The organism is Kluyvera georgiana ATCC 51603, from assembly GCF_001654985.1.
GTDB lineage: Bacteria > Pseudomonadota > Gammaproteobacteria > Enterobacterales > Enterobacteriaceae > Kluyvera > Kluyvera georgiana.
Map to the genome: position 1 here is coordinate 40,843 of NZ_LXEU01000066.1, position 21,630 is coordinate 62,472.

The 21,630-nt window shown below is 56.2% G+C and carries 16 protein-coding genes; 5 read left to right on the forward strand and 11 right to left on the reverse strand.

All coding sequences use genetic code 11. The features are described 5' to 3' along the window. Positions 1-164 precede the first annotated feature (164 nt). A complete protein-coding gene (gene cysQ / locus M989_RS16170) occupies positions 165-911 on the forward strand; it encodes a 3'(2'),5'-bisphosphate nucleotidase CysQ (RefSeq protein ID WP_064546914.1) in 747 nt (248 codons plus the stop codon). Here cysQ and M989_RS16175 read toward each other — a convergent pair. Further along, positions 908-1,462, reverse strand: coding sequence for a YtfJ family protein (locus M989_RS16175; RefSeq protein ID WP_064546916.1), 555 nt, complete (start codon positions 1,460-1,462; stop codon positions 908-910). The genes cysQ and M989_RS16175 overlap by 4 nt on opposite strands. A gap of 323 nt (positions 1,463-1,785) precedes the next feature. On the opposite strand from M989_RS16175, the gene M989_RS16180 reads away from it, so the two are divergent. Next, on the forward strand, positions 1,786-1,992 hold the full coding sequence (locus M989_RS16180) for a DUF1107 domain-containing protein (protein WP_064546918.1): 207 nt from the start codon (positions 1,786-1,788) through the stop codon (positions 1,990-1,992). A 56-nt stretch (positions 1,993-2,048) separates the two neighbouring features. On the opposite strand, the gene araC is transcribed toward M989_RS16180, so the two are convergent. The 9 genes from araC to M989_RS16225 all read right to left on the reverse strand — a co-directional run bounded on the left by araC (position 2,049) and on the right by M989_RS16225 (position 13,962). After that, positions 2,049-2,921, reverse strand: coding sequence for an arabinose operon transcriptional regulator AraC (gene araC, locus M989_RS16185; protein ID WP_064546920.1), 873 nt, complete (start codon positions 2,919-2,921; stop codon positions 2,049-2,051). A gap of 20 nt (positions 2,922-2,941) precedes the next feature. Beyond that, positions 2,942-4,951 (reverse strand): beta-galactosidase, encoded by a 2,010-nt coding sequence (locus tag M989_RS16190; protein ID WP_064546922.1) that lies wholly within the window; start codon positions 4,949-4,951, stop codon positions 2,942-2,944. Positions 4,952-4,968: 17 nt separating this feature from the next. Next, complete coding sequence (locus M989_RS16195; protein WP_064546923.1) at positions 4,969-6,192, reverse strand: oligosaccharide MFS transporter; 1,224 nt, start codon at positions 6,190-6,192, stop codon at positions 4,969-4,971. A 192-nt stretch (positions 6,193-6,384) separates the two neighbouring features. Continuing rightward, positions 6,385-7,728 (reverse strand): polyamine export protein PaeA, encoded by a 1,344-nt coding sequence (paeA, locus tag M989_RS16200; protein ID WP_064546925.1) that lies wholly within the window; start codon positions 7,726-7,728, stop codon positions 6,385-6,387. Between the two features lie 143 nt (positions 7,729-7,871). Further along, the gene (locus M989_RS16205) at positions 7,872-9,416 is read right to left on the reverse strand and encodes an MFS transporter (protein WP_064546927.1); all 1,545 of its coding nucleotides are present in this window, start codon (positions 9,414-9,416) and stop codon (positions 7,872-7,874) included. 88 nt (positions 9,417-9,504) lie between these two features. Next, a complete protein-coding gene (locus tag M989_RS16210) occupies positions 9,505-10,527 on the reverse strand; it encodes a Gfo/Idh/MocA family protein (protein WP_064546929.1) in 1,023 nt (340 codons plus the stop codon). 12 nt (positions 10,528-10,539) lie between these two features. Continuing rightward, the gene (locus M989_RS16215) at positions 10,540-11,607 is read right to left on the reverse strand and encodes a Gfo/Idh/MocA family protein (RefSeq protein ID WP_064546931.1); all 1,068 of its coding nucleotides are present in this window, start codon (positions 11,605-11,607) and stop codon (positions 10,540-10,542) included. Between the two features lie 2 nt (positions 11,608-11,609). Then, positions 11,610-12,788: a Gfo/Idh/MocA family protein gene (locus tag M989_RS16220; RefSeq protein ID WP_064546933.1), complete on the reverse strand. Its 1,179-nt coding sequence runs from the start codon at positions 12,786-12,788 to the stop codon at positions 11,610-11,612. Positions 12,789-12,807: 19 nt separating this feature from the next. Next, positions 12,808-13,962, reverse strand: a complete 1,155-nt coding sequence (locus M989_RS16225) for a Gfo/Idh/MocA family protein (protein WP_064546935.1) — start codon at positions 13,960-13,962, stop codon at positions 12,808-12,810. Between the two features lie 190 nt (positions 13,963-14,152). Between M989_RS16225 and M989_RS16230 the strand changes: the two genes are divergently transcribed. Further along, the gene (locus tag M989_RS16230; protein ID WP_064547042.1) at positions 14,153-15,208 is read left to right on the forward strand and encodes a LacI family DNA-binding transcriptional regulator; all 1,056 of its coding nucleotides are present in this window, start codon (positions 14,153-14,155) and stop codon (positions 15,206-15,208) included. 4 nt (positions 15,209-15,212) lie between these two features. Here the strand turns inward: M989_RS16230 and msrA are convergent, their stop codons facing one another. Next, positions 15,213-15,851, reverse strand: a complete 639-nt coding sequence (gene msrA / locus M989_RS16235) for a peptide-methionine (S)-S-oxide reductase MsrA (protein ID WP_064546937.1) — start codon at positions 15,849-15,851, stop codon at positions 15,213-15,215. A 272-nt stretch (positions 15,852-16,123) separates the two neighbouring features. Here msrA and tamA point away from each other — a divergent pair, with 272 nt between their 5' ends. Further along, positions 16,124-17,857: an autotransporter assembly complex protein TamA gene (gene tamA / locus M989_RS16240; RefSeq protein WP_064546938.1), complete on the forward strand. Its 1,734-nt coding sequence runs from the start codon at positions 16,124-16,126 to the stop codon at positions 17,855-17,857. Continuing rightward, positions 17,854-21,630, forward strand: coding sequence for an autotransporter assembly complex protein TamB (tamB, locus tag M989_RS16245; RefSeq protein WP_064546940.1), 3,777 nt, complete (start codon positions 17,854-17,856; stop codon positions 21,628-21,630). The genes tamA and tamB overlap by 4 nt, the downstream gene beginning before the upstream one ends.

The window sequence follows — 21,630 nt, forward strand, 5'->3', positions numbered from 1 at the left end:
TTTTCTGTTGCTTACAAGGATGTGAATCATGCCAGAAAATCATGACGGGAAATCGGCAGCGGTTCACAGTTATCCGGAACGATGATGGGAATAGCGGATTAAGCGGCAATACGATATAAATAAAACAATAAGTTAACACCACTGTAATTTTAACGAGGTGGAAAATGTTAGAACAAGTCTGTCAGCTTGCGCGCGATGCGGGCGATGCCATCATGGACGTGTACGATGGCAAGCAGCCGTTAGACATCGCCAGCAAGCAAGATGATTCGCCGGTCACCGCGGCCGACATCGCCGCTCATCATGTGATTATCAACGGTCTGAAGGCGATGACGCCGGAAATCCCGATTCTCTCCGAAGAAGATCCGCCGGGCTGGGAGGTGCGTCAGCACTGGCAGCGCTACTGGCTGGTGGACCCGCTGGACGGCACCAAGGAGTTCATCAAACGCAACGGTGAATTCACCGTTAACATCGCGCTAATTGAGAACGGTAAAGCGGTGCTGGGCGTGGTCTACGCGCCGGTGTTGAAGGTGATGTATAGCGCCGCTAACGGCAAGGCGTGGAAAGAAGAGTGCGGCGTGCGTAAGCAAATTCAGGTGCGCGACGCTAATCCGCCGAAAGTGGTGGTCAGTCGTTCGCACTATGCCAACGATGACGAGCTGAAAGAGTATCTGCAACAGTTAGGCGAGCATGATACGGCGTCGATTGGTTCGTCGCTGAAGTTCTGCCTGGTGGCGGAAGGCGAAGCGCAGCTTTACCCGCGCTTCGGGCCAACCAACATCTGGGATACCGCGGCGGGACACGCTGTCGCCGCCGCTGCCGGCGCGCACGTCAACGACTGGCAGGGTAAAACGTTGGATTACACCCCGCGCGAATCGTTCCTTAACCCCGGCTTCCGCGTTTCGATTTTTTAATTCAACAGCTTGTGCAGCAGGGCGACGACCTGCTGCACTTCTGCCGCCGTCAGGCCACCGTCTTTTGCCCATTGCACGCGGCCGTCTTTATCCAGCACCACAATCGCTGAACTGCCTTCATCAAGCTGCCAGGCTTTGCGCACTACGCCGTCGCTATCAACGACAAACTGCGACCACGGGAACAGCTTCTTATTGCTTTCAATGCTGCTGCGCACAAACATTGATGAACCCGGAATGGCGTCATCGGTGTTCACGATGGTGGTGGTCTGGTAGCGATCGTGCGGCAGATTGGCGGCTTTAATGGCTTCAATCAACGAGGCGTTTTTCTCTTTTGCCGATGAGCGTCCGGCAATATGCTGCACCACGCGTACTTTGCCCGGGAGCTGCGCGCTATTCCAGCTTTTATAGCTAAACTTATCCTTATCAAGTATGAGTTCACCGCGATCGGCTACGCCGACGGGGGCCACGCGTTGTCCATTTGTGAAATTGTGGGCGGTTGCCATTAACGGCATTAACAGGCATGAAACCGCCAGAAGCGTACGTAGGGTCATGGTTTTTCCTTTTTATGTGCAGGTGATCCGACCACTTGGCCGATGCTTTTAATCATAAGTGCGATTAATGGAGTTTTCCCGCAAAGGCGGTGCCAGTTTGTGGAGGAACGCACACAATCTCATGAAAATGAAGCCTTATACTGTCTTCGTCGTATAGCTGAAAAGAATGTTCTGAATTATTGTAATAAAAAAGTAAATTAGGACCTCTATGATAGAGGACCTCTGTTGTTATGGACTATAGTTAACGAGTACTTCACTTTGCGCCCCGGAGCGTTGAAGCCAAATGTGGATCAACTAGGGCGTAGTACTCGCAGGAGATTAGAATGAAAATTTTCCAACGCTACAACCCGCTTCAGGTTGCGAAGTATGTTAAGACCCTGTTTCGTGGACGGTTGTATATCAAGGACGTTGGCGCTTTTGAATTTGATAAGGGTAAAATTCTTATCCCAAAAGTTAGAGACATCCAGCACCTTTCTGTGATGTCTGAAGTAAACCGTCACGTACTGCGTCTTCAGACCGAAATGGCCTAACGTAGATACCACGCGGTAGAATTAAAAACGGCTCCTTATGTGAGCCGTTGATGTTTTTAGCCCTTCATCGCCGCATAGCGCTTGCGGTACTCCCCCGGCGGAATGCCGTTGTGTTTGCGGAACACCTTCGTGAAATAGACCGGGTCGCTATAGCCGACCGACAGCGCTACTTTATTCAGCGGCAGCGTGGTGGTCTGCAGTAGCCACTTTGCCCGATTCACCCGCTGCATCTCGCGCCAGGCGTAGATGGTCTGCCCTAACTCATTCTTAAACAGGTGCGCCAGTCTGGAAGGCGACAGGAAAACCATCGCTGCCAGCGTCTCAATTTTCATCTCCTGGGCAATATTTTCGTTCAGGTAATCACAGATGGCGTTGATGCGCGGGTCGTGGGCGTGGCGGTTGCTGATCGGCTGTAGCTGGAAGCAGCTCAAAATAAGCCTCTCAAGCGCGTTCATCGCCAGCGCTTCGGCGAGCGGGGCGGTATCGTTGTGGTGATGGATAACCTCATAAAAAAGATCGCGTAGCGCCTGCTGCTGCTGGGGATCGTTCACCGTGGTTTTGCCAATACTATGGGTCGTGTGGTCCCACTTCAGCCAGTCGACCCAGTAAGGACGTGGAATAAAGTAGATCCACAGGTGGTCCCAATGTTCGCTGTGCTCATCGCGCCCGTAGTGGTGTGGCACGCCAGGGGGGAACAGCAGCAGTTCGTTTTCGCCAAACAGCAGCGACCCTTCTCCCGCTTTCGCGCGCGCCTGGCCGCGCAGGGTCAGGTTGATAATATAACCCTTCATCCCCTGCGGGCGGTTGATGTAATAGTCGAGCTTTGAACCGCGAGTAATCGGCGTAAAGCCGGCGACGACCCAGGCGTTGAAGGTGAAGGTTTTTATCAATGGTGAGAAGTGCAAAAGCGCATTGATATCTAACTCCATAACTCCTCCGCCCGTTGCCGTTAACTTTCGATGATACTAAATTCCCAGCCTCTGAGACGCAATGGCTCGCCGAGCGTCACCGATTTACCGCTTAGCAGCTCGGTGCCGCTGGTTTCGGCGAGCATCTCCTGACTATCGCCGCTGTAGTTAAACAGGAAGTGAATGCGTTTGCCGTCGCGGTTACGCAGGGTCCTGGTAATTAACGGATAGCGGTAGGCCGACGTGCGCGAACGGAGTTCCAGCCCATCGGTCAGGGTGTCAAACAGCTGGCTAATCAGCGTCTTTTGCGGCAGGAAGCCAACGTACAGCGCCCGGCCTTTGCCGTAGTCCGCTTCGGTCGCCGCCGCATACTCGCGCCAGGCCGGATGCTGATAGCGCAGCAGCGTGCGGGTACCCGGCGCAGGCGTTAGCAGCTCCATCCACAGCTCGGCGGCGTTGTGTTCGCGGCAGTCCAGGGCTGAAGTACAGGCGGCAACGGTCACGTCCTCCGGCAGGGTGAACTGGCTGTAGGTGACGCCACATGCGCTGTGCAGAATGCCCGGCTGCACGCTGCTGCGCACCTTCACGTTTTCATCGCTGAAGCCGGACTTAAAGCCAATCAGCGCCCGTCCTCCTTGCTCAACGTAGCGGTTAATCCGCGTGAGCAGACCGTCATCGGCGGCGTACAGGCCGGGTACGATCAATGTTTTATAGCGCGACGTCTCCTCGGTGACGTCGTTGATGATATCCAGCGCGATATTGTGGTCATACAGCGCATCGTGGAAGCGGCGGAAGATATCGTTATAGACGTTGCCCTGCGCGTCGCCGGGGCGGAACTGATTGAGCGCATCCATGGCTTCATTGTTAATCAGCAGCGCCACGTCGTTTTCCGCGCGCAGCCCGGCTAGCTGAGGCGACAGTCGGGCGAAATCAGCGCCGATGGTGGTCGCTTCCTGCCAGGTCGCGTTGCGGGAAAAGTCATGGCTCAGCAGCCCCTTCCAGTAGGTTTCAAATGAATTGTGGATAGAGTGCCAGTGCCAGTACGAGACCATCGCCGCGCCCGACGCCACGTGGCTAAAAGCCTGGAGCCGCAACTGGCCGGGGAATGGCGTCCACTGGGCAAAGCCTTGCGCCTGGGTTTCCAGCACGAAGTAGTTATTGCCGCCTTTTAGCGCGCGGGTAATGGCGCCGCCAAAGGCAATTTCTCGTCCGGTTAAATGCTTCTGGCTGGGGTGATAAATATCGACCCCGGCAATATCCAGCGCTTTGGCCGCAGCGAAGTGGTCCACGCGCGGCTGGACGCCAAACGAATAGCCGCGCCATTCGAAATCAAAGTTGTGGGTGACGAACTGGTGCGGTTGCGCGTACTCGCGCACGATCTCCGCCTGCCACGCCAGATACTCCGTGACCTGCTGGCGCTGATAGCGCGAGAAAGCGCAGGCGAGGCTGGCATTGATGGTGTTTTCTACCGGCGGGAAATCATCCCAGCTGTCGATGCGGTTGCTCCAGTAGTCGAGCCCGAAGTCGTGGTTCAACCGATCGAGGCTGGGATATTTTTCCTGCAAGCTGCGCACAAAGCCTTCCTGCATATAGCGCCCGACGTTGTCGTAGTGCTTGGTTTCGTTATCCAACTGCCAGCCGATAATCGCCGGATGATTCTGCACATGGGCCATCAACGTGCGGATTATGTTCTCTGCATAGCGGCGAAAAGTGGGGTTCACGATGTCCATAATCTGCCGCGGGCCGTACTTTTGCTGGCCTTCGGCGGTGGTCACCAGAATGTCAGGGTGCTTCGCCACCAGCCATGCCGGTACCGCGTAGGTCGGTGTACCGATAATCACCGCGATCCCCGCCTGGTGCATGGCGTTCAGCACGCGGTCGATGTGGTAGAAATGGTATTCGCCTTCCTGCGGCTCCAGCGTACTCCAGGTAGATTCCGCGATGCGCACCACGTTGATGCCTGTCTCGCGCATTAACGCGATGTCCTGAGCAAGGCGATCCTCCGGCATATATTCGTCGTAATAAGCGACACCGTAATATAAATCAGACATGCGGTTACCTCGTGTCATTAGTGTGTGGTTGCGGTCTGCGGGGCGAAAAATCGCGCCTTATCCAATGTGATAAAGGAGAGCAGGGTGAAGCACAGGGCGATGCCGCCCAGCACGATGTAGCTGCTGGTGAAACCCATGCTCTGGTACATATGGCCAATCCCGGTGGAGAGGAAAATCGAGCTAAAGCTCTTGGCGAACTGGAAGCCAATCAGATAAACGGTGGCGGAAAGCAGCGGATTGAAGTTGGCGGCGATATACTTCAGCGCGGCCACCAGCAGCACCGAACTTTCGAAGCCGTGCAGCAGTTTGATCAGGCTGATGGAGACCGGGCCAACCGCCCAGGCCGAGCCGATGATGCGCAGGCTCATGATCATGCCGCAGTACAGCAGGGCGTTTTTCGGGCCGATTTTGTTGACGAACCACGGGGCAAAGAACATCACTACCGCATCGAGGAAGATCTGCCCGGTGGTGAGGTAGCCGAAGACTTCCGCACCGCGCGCTTTACTCTCAAAGAAGTGGCTGTAGTAGATGGCAAACTGCTGGTCGTAGGTTTCATAGACCGCGCCGACGCCGATCGTATAGATGGCGAAGAACCAGAACTTTTTCAGCTTCAGCAGCGCCACCGCGTCGTGAAAGGTGACGGGGGTGGTTTTCATTTGCTGTTGACCGGCTGTGCTGGAGGTATCCACCTGGGTTTTCCAGACGATCAGCAGCAGGCAGACGCCAGCGGCGCTGGCCAGCCAGAAAATCATGTTCTGGTCGATACCGTAGAGCTTGCCGGCGGCAAAGGTGCCGATGGCGGCGCCAATACCGCCAAACATGCGCGCGCGGCCAAACTCGAAGCCGGAGGCGCGGCTGACTTTATCTATATAGGCTTCACAGATACCGCAGCCCGCGCCGTAGGCCATGCCGATGTACACTCCGCCCGCCAGCGCGCCGAGAATAACGTTGTATTTCAGCAGCGGGGCGAAAACGTAGATCCACCAGGGGGCAAACAGCGTGATGATGATGGCCAGCATCCACATCAGATGTTTACGGTAGACCAGCTTGTCGGAGATAAAACCGAACAGCGGCTGCACGCACACCGCGATGATGGCGGTAAACGAATAAACCAGACCTACGTCGGTATAGCTGATACCGATGGTTTCGGTCAGCCACAACGACAGATAGGGGTAGCAGCAGCCCCAGCCGATAAAGAAAAACAGGAAGAACAGGCAGCTCATAGAGTAATTTTTATTCATGATACCCTCGTTTCCTTTTCCAGGAATCTTGTTGTAGAGACGCGAGCAACGTTACCGTTTCGCGCCACGGGGAGTCATAAATGTTCCGCTATCGACCAGTACTAATCTGCTACGGCGAGATGGGCGTGAGCCGCTTCACATTCTGCGGGGAAGGGGGATTTGCCGGGCTACAGGCGTAGCCCAGCAAGGGGATCAGGCGGCGCCCTGTTCGCGTTCGGCGATTTCTGTCTGCTTCGGTACCAGCACCGTGGGTTTGTTGTCGATGCGGGTCACCAGCAGCTGATCGATACGGTAGTTATCGATATCCACCACTTCAAATTTATAGCCGGAGAACTTCACCGAGTCGGTGCGTTTCGGGATTTTTCGCAGCATAAACATCATGAAACCGCCGATGGTTTCATAGTTATCCGACTGCGGGAAATCGTCGATATCCAGTACGCGCATGACATCATCGATCGGCGTACCGCCGTCAATCAGCCAGGAGTTCTCGTCACGGGCGACAATCTGCTCTTCCAGCCCCTGGCCGACCAGGTCGCCCATCAGGGTGGTCATCACGTCGTTGAGGGTGATAATCCCCACCACCAACGCGTACTCGTTCATGATCACGGCGAAGTCTTCACCGGCGGTTTTAAAGCTTTCCAGCGCTTCGGACAGCGTCAGCGTATCCGGCACGATCAGCGTGTTACGAATCTGCACGCCGCTGTTCAGCGCCATGCTCTGGTTGGCCAGTACGCGGTTCAGCAGGTCTTTGGAATCGACGTAGCCGATGATGTGGTCGATATCTTCGTTACACACCAGGAACTTGGAGTGCGGATGCTCGGCCACTTTGTTTTTCAGGCTCTGCTCGTCTTCATGCAGATCGAACCAGATGACGTTTTCACGCGGCGTCATTGATGACGGCACGGTACGGGACTCCAGCTCAAAAACGTTTTCAATAAGCTCGTGCTCTTGTTTACGCAGCACGCCCGCCAGCGCCCCGGCTTCCACCACCGCGTAGATATCGTCGGAGGTAATGTCGTCTTTACGCACCATCGGCAGCTTGAAGATACGGAAAATGATGTTAGCCATGCCGTTGAAGAACCACACCAGCGGCCGGAAGACCAGCAGGCAGAAGCGCATCGGGTTGATGATACGCAAAGCCACCACTTCAGGCGCAATCATACCGATGCGTTTCGGAGTTAAGTCCGCAAACAGGATAAACAGGCCGGTGACCAGCGAGAAGGAGAGAATAAAGCTCAACTGCTCGGAGAGTTCCGCTGACATATAGTTGGAGAACAGCGAGTGAAACGCCGGAGAGAACGCCGCGTCGCCGACGATACCGCCGAGAATGGCAACCGCGTTGAGGCCAATTTGCACCACGGTGAAGAACATCCCCGGGTTTTCCTGCATTTTCAGCACGCGTTGGGCGTTGATGTTGCCTTCATCGGCAAGCAGTTTCAGTTTGATTTTGCGCGATGCGGCAAGTGAAATCTCAGATATTGAGAAGAACGCACTGACGGCGATCAGGCAAAGTATGATGAATATACTGTTTAACATATCTTATCTAACCCGTGGGGCCAGATCCTCGGAAGGGAAGTTGATAAATCCGTGTGAAATACACATTGAAAACCGGCCCGAAGGCGTTGGGCCGGCAATTTCAGGGGTTAGTATAGCGTAAGGGACTGTAAAGCTGCCAGAGGTTAACCGTTAGTCGGTAACGGTGTGGTTTTTGCGCGACGCTTCGGTGTCGCATCCCAGACCTCATTATAGGCATAGCCCGTCAGCGCGCGGATGACATCACGGGTCTCCTCGTCGCAGTCTTCGGCGTTGCCGCCAAGCTTACGGCGGGCCACTTCTTTAACCAACAGGCTGTGAGTTTTCTGCGTCAGCTTAAAGCGGTAGGTGATGTAGAAACTGATAGCCAGTAGCCCGGCGGTGGCGAAAATCATCAGGCCAATAATCGCGTGCAGGGCGCTGGCCGGCTGCGCGCCGCCGCCTTTGACGAAGCCACTCTCTTCGAGCACGATGCCAATCAGCATAATCGCTAATGCGACGGTGCTTTTGCGGGTCAGGACCATCACGCCCGCGAAAATGCCCTCGCGACGCTGGCGCGTGACGATTTCATCAACGTCCGGAATGAAGCTGTAGATGTTCCACGGGATGTAATACAGCCCGGCTTTGGCGAGGCCCAGTAGGACAAAGACCGAAGAAAACAGCAGCGTCGGGACCTGGAAATTACCGATATAGACGGTAAACAGAAACGCCAGCACCAGCAGAATACTGCCATAGGAGAGCCGTAGCGCCCCGGAGGGGGTGAGGTTGAATTTATTCATCAGCATCATAAAACCGAAAGTACCGGGAATAGAGACAAAAGCGGCAATACTTAATAAACCGGAAACCATTTCGGCGTCGTGGTGCAGAGCATAAACCACGTAATAGGTAAATACCGAGCCAAAGACATCCATGGCGGTGAAAGAACAAATATAAATTAAAATATGTTGACGAAATATTCTGATTTTGAATGAGGATATAAGATCGATAACCAGATATTTTAAATGGTTTAAAAGACCGCTGCTGCGTTGGTTATCGGGCTGAAATTCATACTCTTCGCGAACGTCTTTGGCTTCCCAGGTGCAGGCCCAGGTGGTAAATATCGCGACGCAATAAATAACAGCAAAAACAATCCCGGTCAGGGTGTAGGTAAAGGAATTATCCTTGCCGGTATATTGCATAATAATTCCGGGGACGGAGACTGCCAGAAAACCGCCGAGGGCGGAACACATCATGCGTACGCCGGAAAGCCGCGTCCGCTCGCTGAAGCGGTTGGTCATTTCAGCCGCCAGCGTCTCCCAGGGAACCAGCACCATCGCTGACAGCAGTTCGATGGAGAGGTAGGTGCCCAGGTAGTACCAATAGTTCATATCGGTCAGCCAGACGAGCGCGTAGAGAAACATCAGCGGAGAACTAATCAACAAGAAGAAACGGCGGCGGCCAAATTTACGGCCAAGCCAGGTATTACCAAAGTTATCAGTAATGTATCCCATTACCGGGCTTAAAATGGCGTCGATAATACGGGCGATGGCAAATATTGAACCGGCTTCTAATACGGATAAACCGCAATAGGTAGTGTAAAAAAATAAAAGCCATGTTCCGATAACGGCAAAGGCGCCGCCGCCAAATAAATCAGTGACTCCGTAGCCAATAGCAATGCCATAGCCAACGCGACGTTCGGTTGGTTTCACCATAATATTATTATTCCTGTACTGGTAGGGTGTCGGTGCAGAGTCACCTCTGCACCTTATAATATTGACAGCAGGAAAAATCGGATGACGATCACTCGGTTATATTCACCCATTTCCTCAATAGTGACGATTGGTAAATGGTATTAACCATCTGTAATGATTTTGCTGCTTCGCGAATATCGCAAAAGCTGGCGGTTGCGGCGTTGTCTAACGCCTGGTAAAAATGCAGTACGGCTTGCTGATGACCGATGCCCCAATAGCTTTTACCCACGCCGTCTGGCGAGGCGTCGCTGGCCAGCAGAACGCGTTCATCGCCGCAAATTTGCCACAGCGCGTTGTCATGCAGCCGCAGCATGCCGCGTTCGAACTCAATTTCCAGCAGCAGCGGGGAGTCGCTGGCATAGCAGTTACTGGCATAAAACAGGCCGCGCGCGCCGTTGTTAAAGCACAACGTGACCATCGCGCTGTCTTCAGTCTCGATTTCGTCGGCCAGCAGGGTGCTGTCGACAACCCCTTTAAGACGACGAACGCCCTCGCCAAACCACTGCATCAGGTCCAGGGTATGAATGGCCTGGTTGATCAACAGGCTGCCACCCTCTGTGGCGAAATTGCCGCGCCACGGGCTTGCGGCATAGTAGTTGCCGGAACGTGACCAGGTGAGCACCGCTTTTATGGCGTGCATTGTGCCAAGCGAGCCCGCCTCGATGCAGCGCTGAATCGCCAGACTGGTCGGGTTGAGGCGGTTCTGATAGCAAACGCCAACGTGACGTTGGGCAAGCGCGGCGGCAGCCTGAATTTCGTCTACCTCCTGTGGGTTCATGACCACCGGCTTCTCGCAGAACACCTGCTTCCCTGCCGCGAGCGCGGCAAGGATCATCGGCTTATGCAGGTAATGCGGCGTACAGATATGCACCACGTCAATGGCGTCATCCAGCAGCATCTCGCGATAGTCCTGATAAAAATCACAGCCATAGTCGGCAGCGAGCCGGCTGCCCTTTTCGCTATCGATATCGACGACGGCTCGCAGGACCGCGCCCGGTACATGACGCAGCGCGTCCACATGGCAGGTGTGAATGGCGCCGCAGCCGATAATTGCCGCCTGACGTGTTTTCATCGCCGCCTCCTGTTATTCCACCGCGTTCGCCAGCATCTGCGCTTTCACGCACAGTTCGGCGGCTTTAAAGGTGTGAGCCTGGGTCATGGCGTTTTCCGTACGGTTCAGGCAGTCCAGAATCAGCTGGCCGAAGTACGGGAAGCCCACCTGACCGGCGACCGGATAGCGGAACTCGCCCTCTTTGTTGACCAGGTACACCACGTCCTGCTCGCCGCGAGTGATATCGACGTATTTGCGGATTTCGATATAACCGTCGGTGCCGAGCAGGGTCAGGCGACCGTCGCCCCAGCTGGAGAGGCCATCCGGGGTAAACCAGTCGCAGCGGAAGTAGCCGGTCGCGCCGTTCTCCCCGGCCAGCATCGCGTCGCCGAAATCTTCGAACTGCGGATACTGCGGATGGTTAACGTTGCGTACCTGGCTTGCCACGATGCGCGCGTCAGCGTTGCCGGTGTAAAACAGGAACTGTTCAATCTGATGGCTGCCGATATCGCACAGGATGCCGCCGAAGAATTCCTTCTCGTAGAACCAGCCCGGGCGACCTTCGCCTTCGCGGTGCGGGCCGACGCCGAGCGTCTGCATTACGCGGCCAATTGCGCCTTGCTGCACCAGTTGCCCGGCGAACACGGCGCTTTCAACGTGCAGACGTTCGCTGTAATAAACCGCGTATTTGCGCCCGGTTGCCGCCACCTTACGTTTAGCGGCCTCCAGCTGCGCCAGCGTGGTCAGCGGCGCTTTATCGGTGAAGTAATCTTTACCTGCGTCCATCACCTTCAGCCCCAACGCACAGCGCTCAGAAGGCACGGCGGCACCCGCGACCAGCTGCACGCTGCTGTCGTTGAGTATGGTTTCCAGCGACGGCGCAATCTGCGCCTGCGGATACTGCTGGACGAACTTGTCGACTTTGGCTGGATCGGGGTCATAAACCCATTTCAGCGTCGCCCCAGCTTCAATCAGGCCGTTGCACATGCCATAGATATGACCGTGGTCCAACGCGGCGGCGGCAATAATAAACTCGCCCTCGCCGACGACCGGTTGCGGTTTACCCACCGGGGCGTAGTTCATACCGTCTTTGATGCTCATGCTTATGCTCCTTTATCCAAATTTTTACCCAACGGAATTGCGCCCACTTCCGAGAAGTTCTCCACCGAGGCGGCCTTCTCATAGAAGTGCGGGGCGAGGGAAACCAGGCCGCCGGTTTTGTACCAGGGCTCATTCGGGCTGACGGGAAGCGTCACTACCCGTCCGGTCATTGACGATTGATAAATTGCGGTAATCAGCTCCAGCGAGCGTTTGCCCTGCACGCCATCAATCAGCGGTTCACCGTGCTGTTCAACGGCGTTGAGCAGGTCGTGAATCTGCCCGGCGTGTAGCGTGTATTTCAGCGGCGGCGTATGGCGGAACAGCGCATCCAGCCGCGCCTCACGTTCGCTATCGTGCTGTTCTTGCGGGAAGCCGTTGTCGGCAGAGACGCTGGCCCACACGTCCCAAGGTGCGGAGATGCGCGCTTTATCGCCCTGAATCACGATTTTCTGGTCTTCACCGTGATGGACTACCGAGGCGGTCAATTGCGTCAGCGCGCCGCTGTCGTAGCGGAAAATGGCGGCGGAAAGATCTTCCACTTCGGCGTTATCGTGGGCGACGTTAGTCATCATTGCCACCACCTCTTTCGGGAAGCCGAGCATCCACTGGATGGCGTCAATGTGGTGCACCGCATGGTTAAGCGTGCAGCCGCCGCCCTCTTTCTCCCACGTCCCGCGCCACCACAGGTCGTAGTAGCAGTGGCCGCGCCACCAGAACGAGTCCACCTGCGCGTGGCAGATTTTGCCCAGTTCGCCGGAATCGACAACCTGCTTTAAGCGCCAGAAGGCGTCGGTAAAGCGGTTCTGGGCGATGATGGAGAGAATTTTGCCGCTGGCACGCTGGGCGGCGATCATCGCGTCACACTCTTCCAGCGAGGCCGCCATCGGCTTTTCGCACAGCACGTGCTTGCCGGCGTTGAGCGCGTCAATGCTGATTTCGGCGTGTACGTAGGGCGGGGTGCAGACGTCGACGATATCCACCTCAAGGCCGGACTCCAGCAGCGCCTGATGGCTGCTGAACACGGTGGCGTGACTCAGCCCGTAGCGTGTTTTCTTTTCCTGCGCCTTTTCCGGGTAAATATCGACCAGCGCCACAATCTGGCAGCGGTCGGCAAATTCCTGATAGCCCTGAATATGGCTGTGGGAGATGTTGCCGGTTCCCACAATCGCAATGCGTAACATGGTGTTCTCCTGCTGTGGATTACCAGGTGCCGGAGGCATCGAGCGTTTTACTGACCACCTGTTTATCAATGGAGGTGGCGATGCGCTCATCGAGCAGCTTTTTAAACAGCGCTTCGTCGAACGGCAGGTCAACCCAGTCATCGGTCCACGTGGAGAGGTGCATGGCGTTTGACAGCGTCAGGCCGTGAATGCCCTCGGCACCCGGGGCCAGTAGCGGTGTGCCGTGCAGCACCGCGGCGGCGAAGTTGGCGGTGATGACATGGTGATCGCTACACTCCGGCGCAACCGGAATGGTCACCTCCCAGCACTCCGGTTCACCAAAGCCGTTCTCCCAGCGGGCATTAAATTCGGTTTCCGATTCGCGCAGCCGCCAGAAGCGCAGCTTGCCATCTTCCACCACCACTTTGCCGCGATCGCCGGCGATCTCCAGACGGTTAGTGCCCGGTGCTTCGGCGGTGGTGGTAATAAAGACGCCGGTCGCACCGTTGGCATACTCGGCATAGGCGGTGACCTCGTTTTCCACTTCGATATCGCGATGCTTACCGAACTGGCAGAAAGCGCGCATCCGCACCGGCATACCCACCAACCACTGCCATAAATCCAGCTGGTGCGGGTCCTGGTTCAGCAGCACCCCGCCGCCTTCGCCCTTCCAGGTGGCGCGCCAGCCGCCGGAGTTGTAGTAGCTCTGCGAACGATACCAGTTGGTGATGATCCAGTTGGAGCGACGCAGTTCGCCCAGCTCACCGCTGTCGATCAGATCTTTCACTTTCTGATACAGCGGGTTAGGGCGTTGGTTAAACATCATGCCGAACACCACGTTGCAGCCGCGGGCGAATTCGTTCATTTCGCGCACCTGCGCGGTGTAGACGCCAGCCGGTTTCTCGCACAGGGTATGAATGCCGTGACGCATGGCTAGCATGGAGAGACCTGGATGGTCATAGTGCGGCGTGGAGACGATGACCGCGTCAATCAGCCCGCTTTTCAGCATCTCTTCGGCGTCGCTGAAGAGAGCCACGTCATTGCCAACCAGCTGGCGAATGGCGGAATGTTTGTCGGGATTGTTGTCACACACTGCCGTCAGGCAGGCCTCTTTTACCGTACCCGCCAGCAGGTATCGGGCGTGAACGGTTCCGATATTGCCTACGCCGATAATGCCAAAACGCACCTTATCCATGTCGCACCTTAACGTAATAGAAATGACTGAAATCTGAAAATAGGGAAGGAGGTGAGGGGGGACAAATGGAATTTGTGAGAATGCTCGCAGCCAGGAAAGGAATTTGCGCGGAAAAATAAAAATAGGTTTTAAAATCATCGAACTGCATCTGCAAAAATTTGCAAAAGATGATTGCGACAGAGGTCACACTATGTCTGGCAAGCTCAAAATGGATGAAATTGCCGCCCGAACCGGCTACTCCGTCAGTACCGTATCACGGGTGTTAAGCGGCAAGTCATATACCAGCGATAAGGCGCGCGAGGCGATCGTCAGCTGCGCGCGTCAGCTTGGCGTGCTGGATGATTTGGCGAGCGGTCGCCTGCTCATCAACGGCATCGCCGTATTCGCACCGCAGCGCACGTTTATCGCCCAGGGGGATACCTACTATCTGGAAGTGACGCGCGGCATCGCGGAAGCGGTGGCACCGCACGATGTGTACGTCAGCTACTGCGGGCTGGATGAACAACGCGCTGATATCAAAGTGTTTCTGGAAAAGGCCGGCCACAAGAATATCAACGCCATCATTATTATTGGTATTGATGATCCGACCATCCACAAGCTGGCGCAGTCGTTGGATAAGCCGTGCGTGCTGATTAACTCACGTGATAAAGAAGGACTGTTGGATTCCGTCTCGCCAGATCATCGGGCGATTGGCTACAGCGCGGCGAACTATCTGTTTGAACAAGGCCATCGGCGGATTTTGAACGTCACCAGCCTGCGGCGGGAGACGATGTACTGGCGGCTGGAGGGGATTAAAGAGGTTTATCGACAGTACCAGCTGCCGTTCGATGCCCAGCGCGATCTGCTGGTGACCGAGGGCTTCTCTGAAGAGGAAACCGAGCGGGCCTTTGCAGACTGGTTTGCTTCAACGCCGCCGTCGGCATGGCCGGAAGTGGTTTTTTGCGCGGGGCTGCCGATGTCCGTGGGTATCTATCACGTGCTGCAAAAACGGGGCGTGCGGGTGCCGCAGGATATCTCCCTGATGACCACCTATGTCTGGGAACTCGACGCGCCAATGCGTAATGAAACCACGGGTATCGCCATTCCCTGCCGGGCGCTGGGTATCGAGGCTGTCCATCTTTTGCAAACGCGGCTAAACCGCCCCAATGCCCCGGTGTTTAACCTGCTGCTGCAAGGGAAAGTGTATGATTTGGGCAGCGTGACGCACGCCACGCGCCACGCTGCGCGCGTCTCGGTCTCTCGTTAATTTTTCAGGCCTGTGGCGGCAGGCACACGCCTATCCCGCCGATGCCGCAGTAGCCGTACGGGTTTTTGTGTAGATACTGCTGGTGTTCATCTTCCGCGTAGTAGAACGGTTTCGCGATGGCGATTTCGGTAGTGATGTCGCGTGCGTCACCCGCGCTGCGCATGGCTTCCTGGAACTGCTGCAGGCTGGCGTGCGCTTCCTGTTCCTGCTCTGGGGTCAACGGATAGATAGCTGAACGATACTGCGTACCGTGGTCATTGCCCTGACGCATACCCTGAGCCGGGTCATGATTCTCCCAGAACACTTTGAGCAGTTCGCCATAGCTAATGACCGCCGGATCATACACGACGCGTACGGCCTCGGCGTGTCCGGTCTGTCCGCTGCAGACTTCGCGGTATGTCGGGTTCGGCGTATAGCCCCCGGTGTAGCCTGCCGCGGTGCTGTAAACGCCGGGAAGCTGCCAGTACAGCCGCTCTACGCCCCAGAAACAGCCCATCGCAAACAGCGCGACCTCCATGCCTTCCGGCACGTGGGTCATTGAGTGTTCCGTCACAACATTGAGCGTTGCAACCGGCATGGGTGTATTTCTTCCGGGTAGTGCATCCGATTGAGATACAATATATTTTTTGTCGAACAAGCTCATAAGGACCGCCTCCGGGGAACAGTAATTTCCGTTAAGGTTGTAACCGGGCGTGTCTTTTAACACAATAAACACGCCGAATACGTCTAAATTTAAACATAAGAATAATTTGGGGCTCTGTCTTTATTTCAACCCGACAAAGAGTGGGTTTTTTTTAAGCTGACGTTGAATACCGCGCGCCATCAGGGCGCGAAAAAGGTCACAACGCAGTCATGGCCGCGGAGCGGACTTTCGTTTCCCTTTTGGGGTGGAAACAAGGATATTCAGGAGAAAACGTGCGACAAATCCGCCAGTTATGTGTGGTGAGCTTACTGCTGACCAGCGGTGTTGCCAGTGCAGCAAACATCCGACTACAGGTTGAAGGGCTCTCAGGCGAACTACAAAAAAACGTTCGAGCCCAGCTATCGACCATCGACAGCGACGAAGTTTCGCCGGATCGCCGTTTCCGCGCACGCGTGGATGATGCCATTCGCGAGGGGTTGAAAGCCCTTGGCTATTACGAACCGACCATCGATTTTGAACTTAAGCCGCCGCCGGCTAAGGGGCGTCAGGTACTGCTGGCCAAAGTGACGCCGGGTGAACCGGTGCGCATTGGCGGTACCGATGTGATCCTGCGCGGTGGGGCGCGTACCGACAGCGACTATCTGGCGCTACTCAAGACGCGCCCTAAAATCGGGACGGTGCTCAATCATAGCGATTACGACCATTTCAAAGGGTCGTTAACCAGCGTGGCGCTGCGTAAGGGCTATTTTGATAGCGAGTTCAAAAAGAGTCAGCTTGGCGTAGCGGTCGATCGTCACCAGGCGTTCTGGGATATCGATTATGACAGCGGCGAGCGCTACCGCTTTGGTGACGTTACCTTTGAAGGATCGCAGATCCGCGAAGAGTATTTGCAGCATCTGGTCCCGTTCAAAAAAGGTGACTATTACCAGTCCAGCGATCTGGCGGAACTGAACCGGCGTCTGTCGGCAACCGGCTGGTTTAACTCGGTGGTCGTGGCGCCGGAGTTTGATAAATCGCGGAAAACTAAGGTGTTACCGCTGCATGGTGTGGTATCGCCGCGCAGCGAAAATACCGTAGAACTGGGGGGCGGTTACTCCACCGATGTTGGCCCGCGGGTGAAAGCATCATGGAAAAAACCGTGGGTGAACTCTTACGGCCACAGCCTGACGACCAGTCTCAGCGTCTCGGCACCGGAACAGCAGTTGGACTTCAGCTATAAGATGCCGCTGCTGAAAAATCCGCTTGAGCAGTACTACCTGGTGCAGGGCGGTTTCAAAAGTACCGACCTCAACGATACCAAGTCTGACTCCACCACGCTTGCCGTTTCACGTTTCTTGGACCTTTCCAGCGGCTGGCAGCGGGCAATTAACCTACGCTGGAGTCTTGACCACTTTACGCAGGCTGACGTCACCAACACCACCATGCTGTTCTATCCGGGCGTCTCTATCAGCCGTACCCGCTCACGCGGCGGTCTGATGCCAACCTGGGGCGACTCTCAGCGTTACTCGATCGACTACTCGAACACCGCCTGGGGTTCAGACGTCGACTTCTCGGTTTTCCAGGCGCAAAACGTCTGGATCCGTACCCTTTACGATCGCCATCGCTTTGTGTTTCGTGGCAACCTCGGCTGGATCGAAACAGGCGACTTTGACCGCGTTCCGCCCGATCTTCGCTTCTTTGCCGGTGGTGACCGCAGTATTCGCGGCTATAAGTACAAATCGATCTCCCCGGAAGACAGTAAAGGCAAACTTATCGGGGCATCAAAACTGGCCACCGGCTCGCTGGAATATCAGTACAACGTGACCGGAAAATGGTGGGGTGCCGTGTTCATGGACGGCGGTGAAGCGGTCAGCGATATTCGTCAGAGCGACTGGAAAACCGGCGCAGGGGTAGGGGTACGCTGGCAGTCGCCGGTCGGGCCTATCAAGCTCGACTTTGCCGTCCCGGTGGGCGACAAAGATGAACATGGATTACAGTTTTACATCGGTCTGGGGCCTGAGCTATGACGTTATGGAAAAAAATAAGCCTCGGCGTACTGATTTTTGTCGTGCTGCTGCTGGGCATCGTGGGATTTCTGATTGGCACCACCACGGGGCTGCATCTGCTGTTTAACGCGGCGAACCGCTGGGTTCCCGGGCTGGAGATAGGTCAGGTCACCGGCGGCTGGCGCGATCTTTCGCTGAAAAACGTCCGCTATACCCAGCCGGGCGTCGCGGTCGATGCCGGTGAGCTTCACCTGGCCGTCGACCTGAAATGCCTGTGGCACAGCAGCGTGTGCGTTAACGATGTTGCGCTCAGCAATATCAACGTGGCAATCGACAGCAGTAAAATGCCGCCTGCCGCGCCGGTAGAGGAAGAAGACAGCGGTCCGTTGAACCTCTCGACGCCGTACCCAATCACCTTGAAGCGGTTCGCGCTCAACAACGTCAATATTAAGATTGATGACACGACGGTATCGGTGATGGACTTCAGCAGCGGCCTGACGTGGCAGGAGAAGAACCTGACGCTGACGCCAACGACGCTGCAAGGGTTGCTTATCGCTTTGCCGAAAGTCGCCGACGTGGCGCAGAAAGAGGTGGTGGAGCCGAAGATAGATAACCCACGGCCGCAGGAAAAACCGCTTGGCGAAACCATGACCGAGCTGTTTTCGAAGCCGGTCCTGCCGGAGATGACCGATGTCCATCTGCCGCTGAACCTGAATATCGAATCCTTCAGCGGTGAGCAGCTGCGTATTACCGGCGATACCGATCTGACGGTCTATAAAATGCTGCTGAAGGTCAGCAGCATCGACGGCAACATGAAGCTCGACGCGCTGGATATTGACTCCAGCCAGGGCACGGTGAACGCCAGCGGTACCGCCACGCTCATCAACGACTGGCCGGTGGATCTCACGCTCAACAGCACCCTGAATATCGACCCGCTGAAGGGCGAGAAAGTGAAGCTCAAGGTGGGCGGCGCGGTGCGTAAGCAGCTTGAAGTGGGCGTTAACCTTTCCGGCCCGGTGGATTTGGGCATTCGGGCGCAGGCGCAGCTGGCGGAAGCCGGGCTGCCGTTCAACCTTGAGGTGAACAGCAAACAGCTTTATTGGCCGTTTAGCGGTGAGAAACAGTTCCAGGCCGATGACCTGAAGCTGAAACTCGGCGGCAAGATGACCGATTACACGCTGTCGTTCCGCACTGCGGTGAAAGGGCAGGATGTGCCGCCTGCGGATATCACCCTCGATGCCAAAGGCAACGAGCGTCAGGTGAGCCTCGACAAACTCACCGTCGCGGCGCTGGAAGGCAAAACCGAGTTGACCGCGCTGCTTGACTGGCAGCAGGCGATCAGCTGGCGCGGCGAACTGGCTCTACGCGGGCTTAACACCGGGAAGCTGGCGCCGGACTGGCCATCGAAGCTGGATGGCCTGATCAAAACTAACGGCAGTCTGTACGGCGGCAGCTGGCAGATGAACGTGCCGGAGATGAAAATCACCGGCAACGTGAAGCAGAACAAAGTGAACGTCGACGGCTCGCTGCGCGGTAACAGCTACCTGCAATGGACCATTCCGGGGCTACACGTGGCGCTGGGCAATAACACCGCCGACGTGAAGGGCGAGCTGGGGGTGAAAGACCTGGAGCTCGATGCCAATATCGACGCGCCGAAGCTCGACAACATGCTGCCGGGATTAGGCGGCACGGCGAAAGGGCTGGTGAAGATTCGCGGTACGGTTGATGCGCCGCAGCTGCTGGCAGACGTTACTGCACGCGGTCTGCGCTGGCAGGAGCTGTCGATTGGCCAGGTGCGCGTCGACGGCGACGTGAAATCCACCGATCAGATTGGCGGTAATCTCGACGTCCGCGTTGAACGCATCGTGCAGCCGGATGTGAATATCGGGCTGGTGCATCTGGCGGCGAAGGGCAACGAAAAACAGCATTCGCTACAGTTGCAAATTCAGGGCGAGCCGGTCTCTGGTCAGCTGGCGCTGGCGGGCAGCTTCGATCGTAAAGAAGAGCGCTGGAAGGGGGCGTTAAGCAATACCCGTTTCAAGACGCCGGTCGGCCCGTGGTCCATCAACCGCGATATTGCGCTGGACTACCGTAACCTGGAGCAGAAAATCAGCATCGGGCCGCACTGTTGGGTGAACCCGAACGCCGAACTGTGCGTGCCGCAGACGATTGACGCGGGCGCGGCGGGGCGTGCGGTGGTCAACCTCAACCGTTTCGACCTGGCGATGCTCAAACCGTTTATGCCGGAGGAAACTCAGGCTAGCGGCGTGTTTAGCGGTAACGCGGACGTCTCCTGGGACACCACCAAAGAAGGGTTGCCACAGGGTAAAGTGATGCTCTCCGGGCGCAACGTTAAGGTCACTCAGACCGTCAACAACGCGCCGCTGCCGGTGGCTTTCGATACGTTGAACCTCAGCGCTGACCTGCATAATAACCGCGCCGAGCTAGGCTGGTTGATTCGTCTGACCAACAACGGGCAGTTAGACGGGCAGGTGCAGGTGACCGACCCACAGGGGCGGCGTAATCTCGGCGGCAACGTCAACATTCGTAACTTCTCGCTGGCGATGGTTAACCCGATCTTCTCGCGCGGTGAAAAGGCGGACGGCAAGCTGAACGCGAATTTGCGCCTCGGCGGCGATCTCCAGAGCCCGCTGATGTTCGGTCAACTTCAGCTTAGCGGCCTTGATGTTGACGGTAACTTTATGCCGTTTGATATGCAGCCAAGCCAGCTGACGATGAACTTCAACGGCGCCACCTCGACGTTGCAGGGGGAAGTGCGAACCTCACAGGGGCAGATCAGCCTGAACGGTGACGCTGACTGGCGGCAGATTGAAAACTGGCGCGCGCGTATTGCGGCGAAGGGCTCTCGCGTGCGGATTACCGTGCCGCCGATGGTGCGTCTCGACGTCTCGCCTGACGTTGTGTTTAACGCCACGCCGAGTCTGTTTACCCTTGACGGTAGCGTCGATGTGCCGTGGGCGCGTATCGTGGTGAAAGAGGTGCCGGAAAGCGCGGTGGGCGTTTCCAGCGATGAAGTGCTGCTGAATAACGATCTCCAGCCGAAAGAGACGAAATCGGCTTCGATTCCAATCAACAGCAACCTGACCATCCACGTCGGCAATAACGTTCGTCTGGATGCGTTCGGCCTGAAAGCGCGTCTGACCGGCGACCTGAAGGTGGCGCAGGATAAACAGGGACTGGGGCTTAACGGGCAGATCAATATCCCGGAAGGGCGCTTCCATGCCTACGGTCAGGATCTGATCGTGCGTAAAGGCGAGCTGCTGTTCTCTGGCCCGCCGGATCAGCCGCTGTTGAATATCGAAGCGATTCGCAACCCGGATGCTACCGAAAACGATGTTATCGCTGGCGTTCGTGTTACCGGCACGGCGGATCAGCCAAAGGCGGAAGTCTTCTCTGACCCGGCGATGTCGCAGCAGGAAGCGCTCTCTTACCTCGTTCGCGGACAGGGATTGGAAAGCGGTCAGAGCGACAGCGCTGCGATGACCTCAATGCTTATTGGCATGGGGGTTGCACAAAGTGGTCAGGTTGTGGGTAAAATCGGCGAGACGTTTGGCGTAAGTAATCTGGCGCTGGATACCCAGGGGGTGGGCGATTCTTCCCAGGTGGTGGTCAGCGGATACGTATTGCCAGGTCTGCAGGTGAAATATGGCGTTGGGATCTTTGACTCGTTAGCGACGCTCACGTTACGCTATCGCCTGATGCCTAAGCTGTATCTGGAAGCGGTGTCTGGCGTAGACCAGGCGCTCGATTTGCTCTATCAGTTTGAGTTTTAG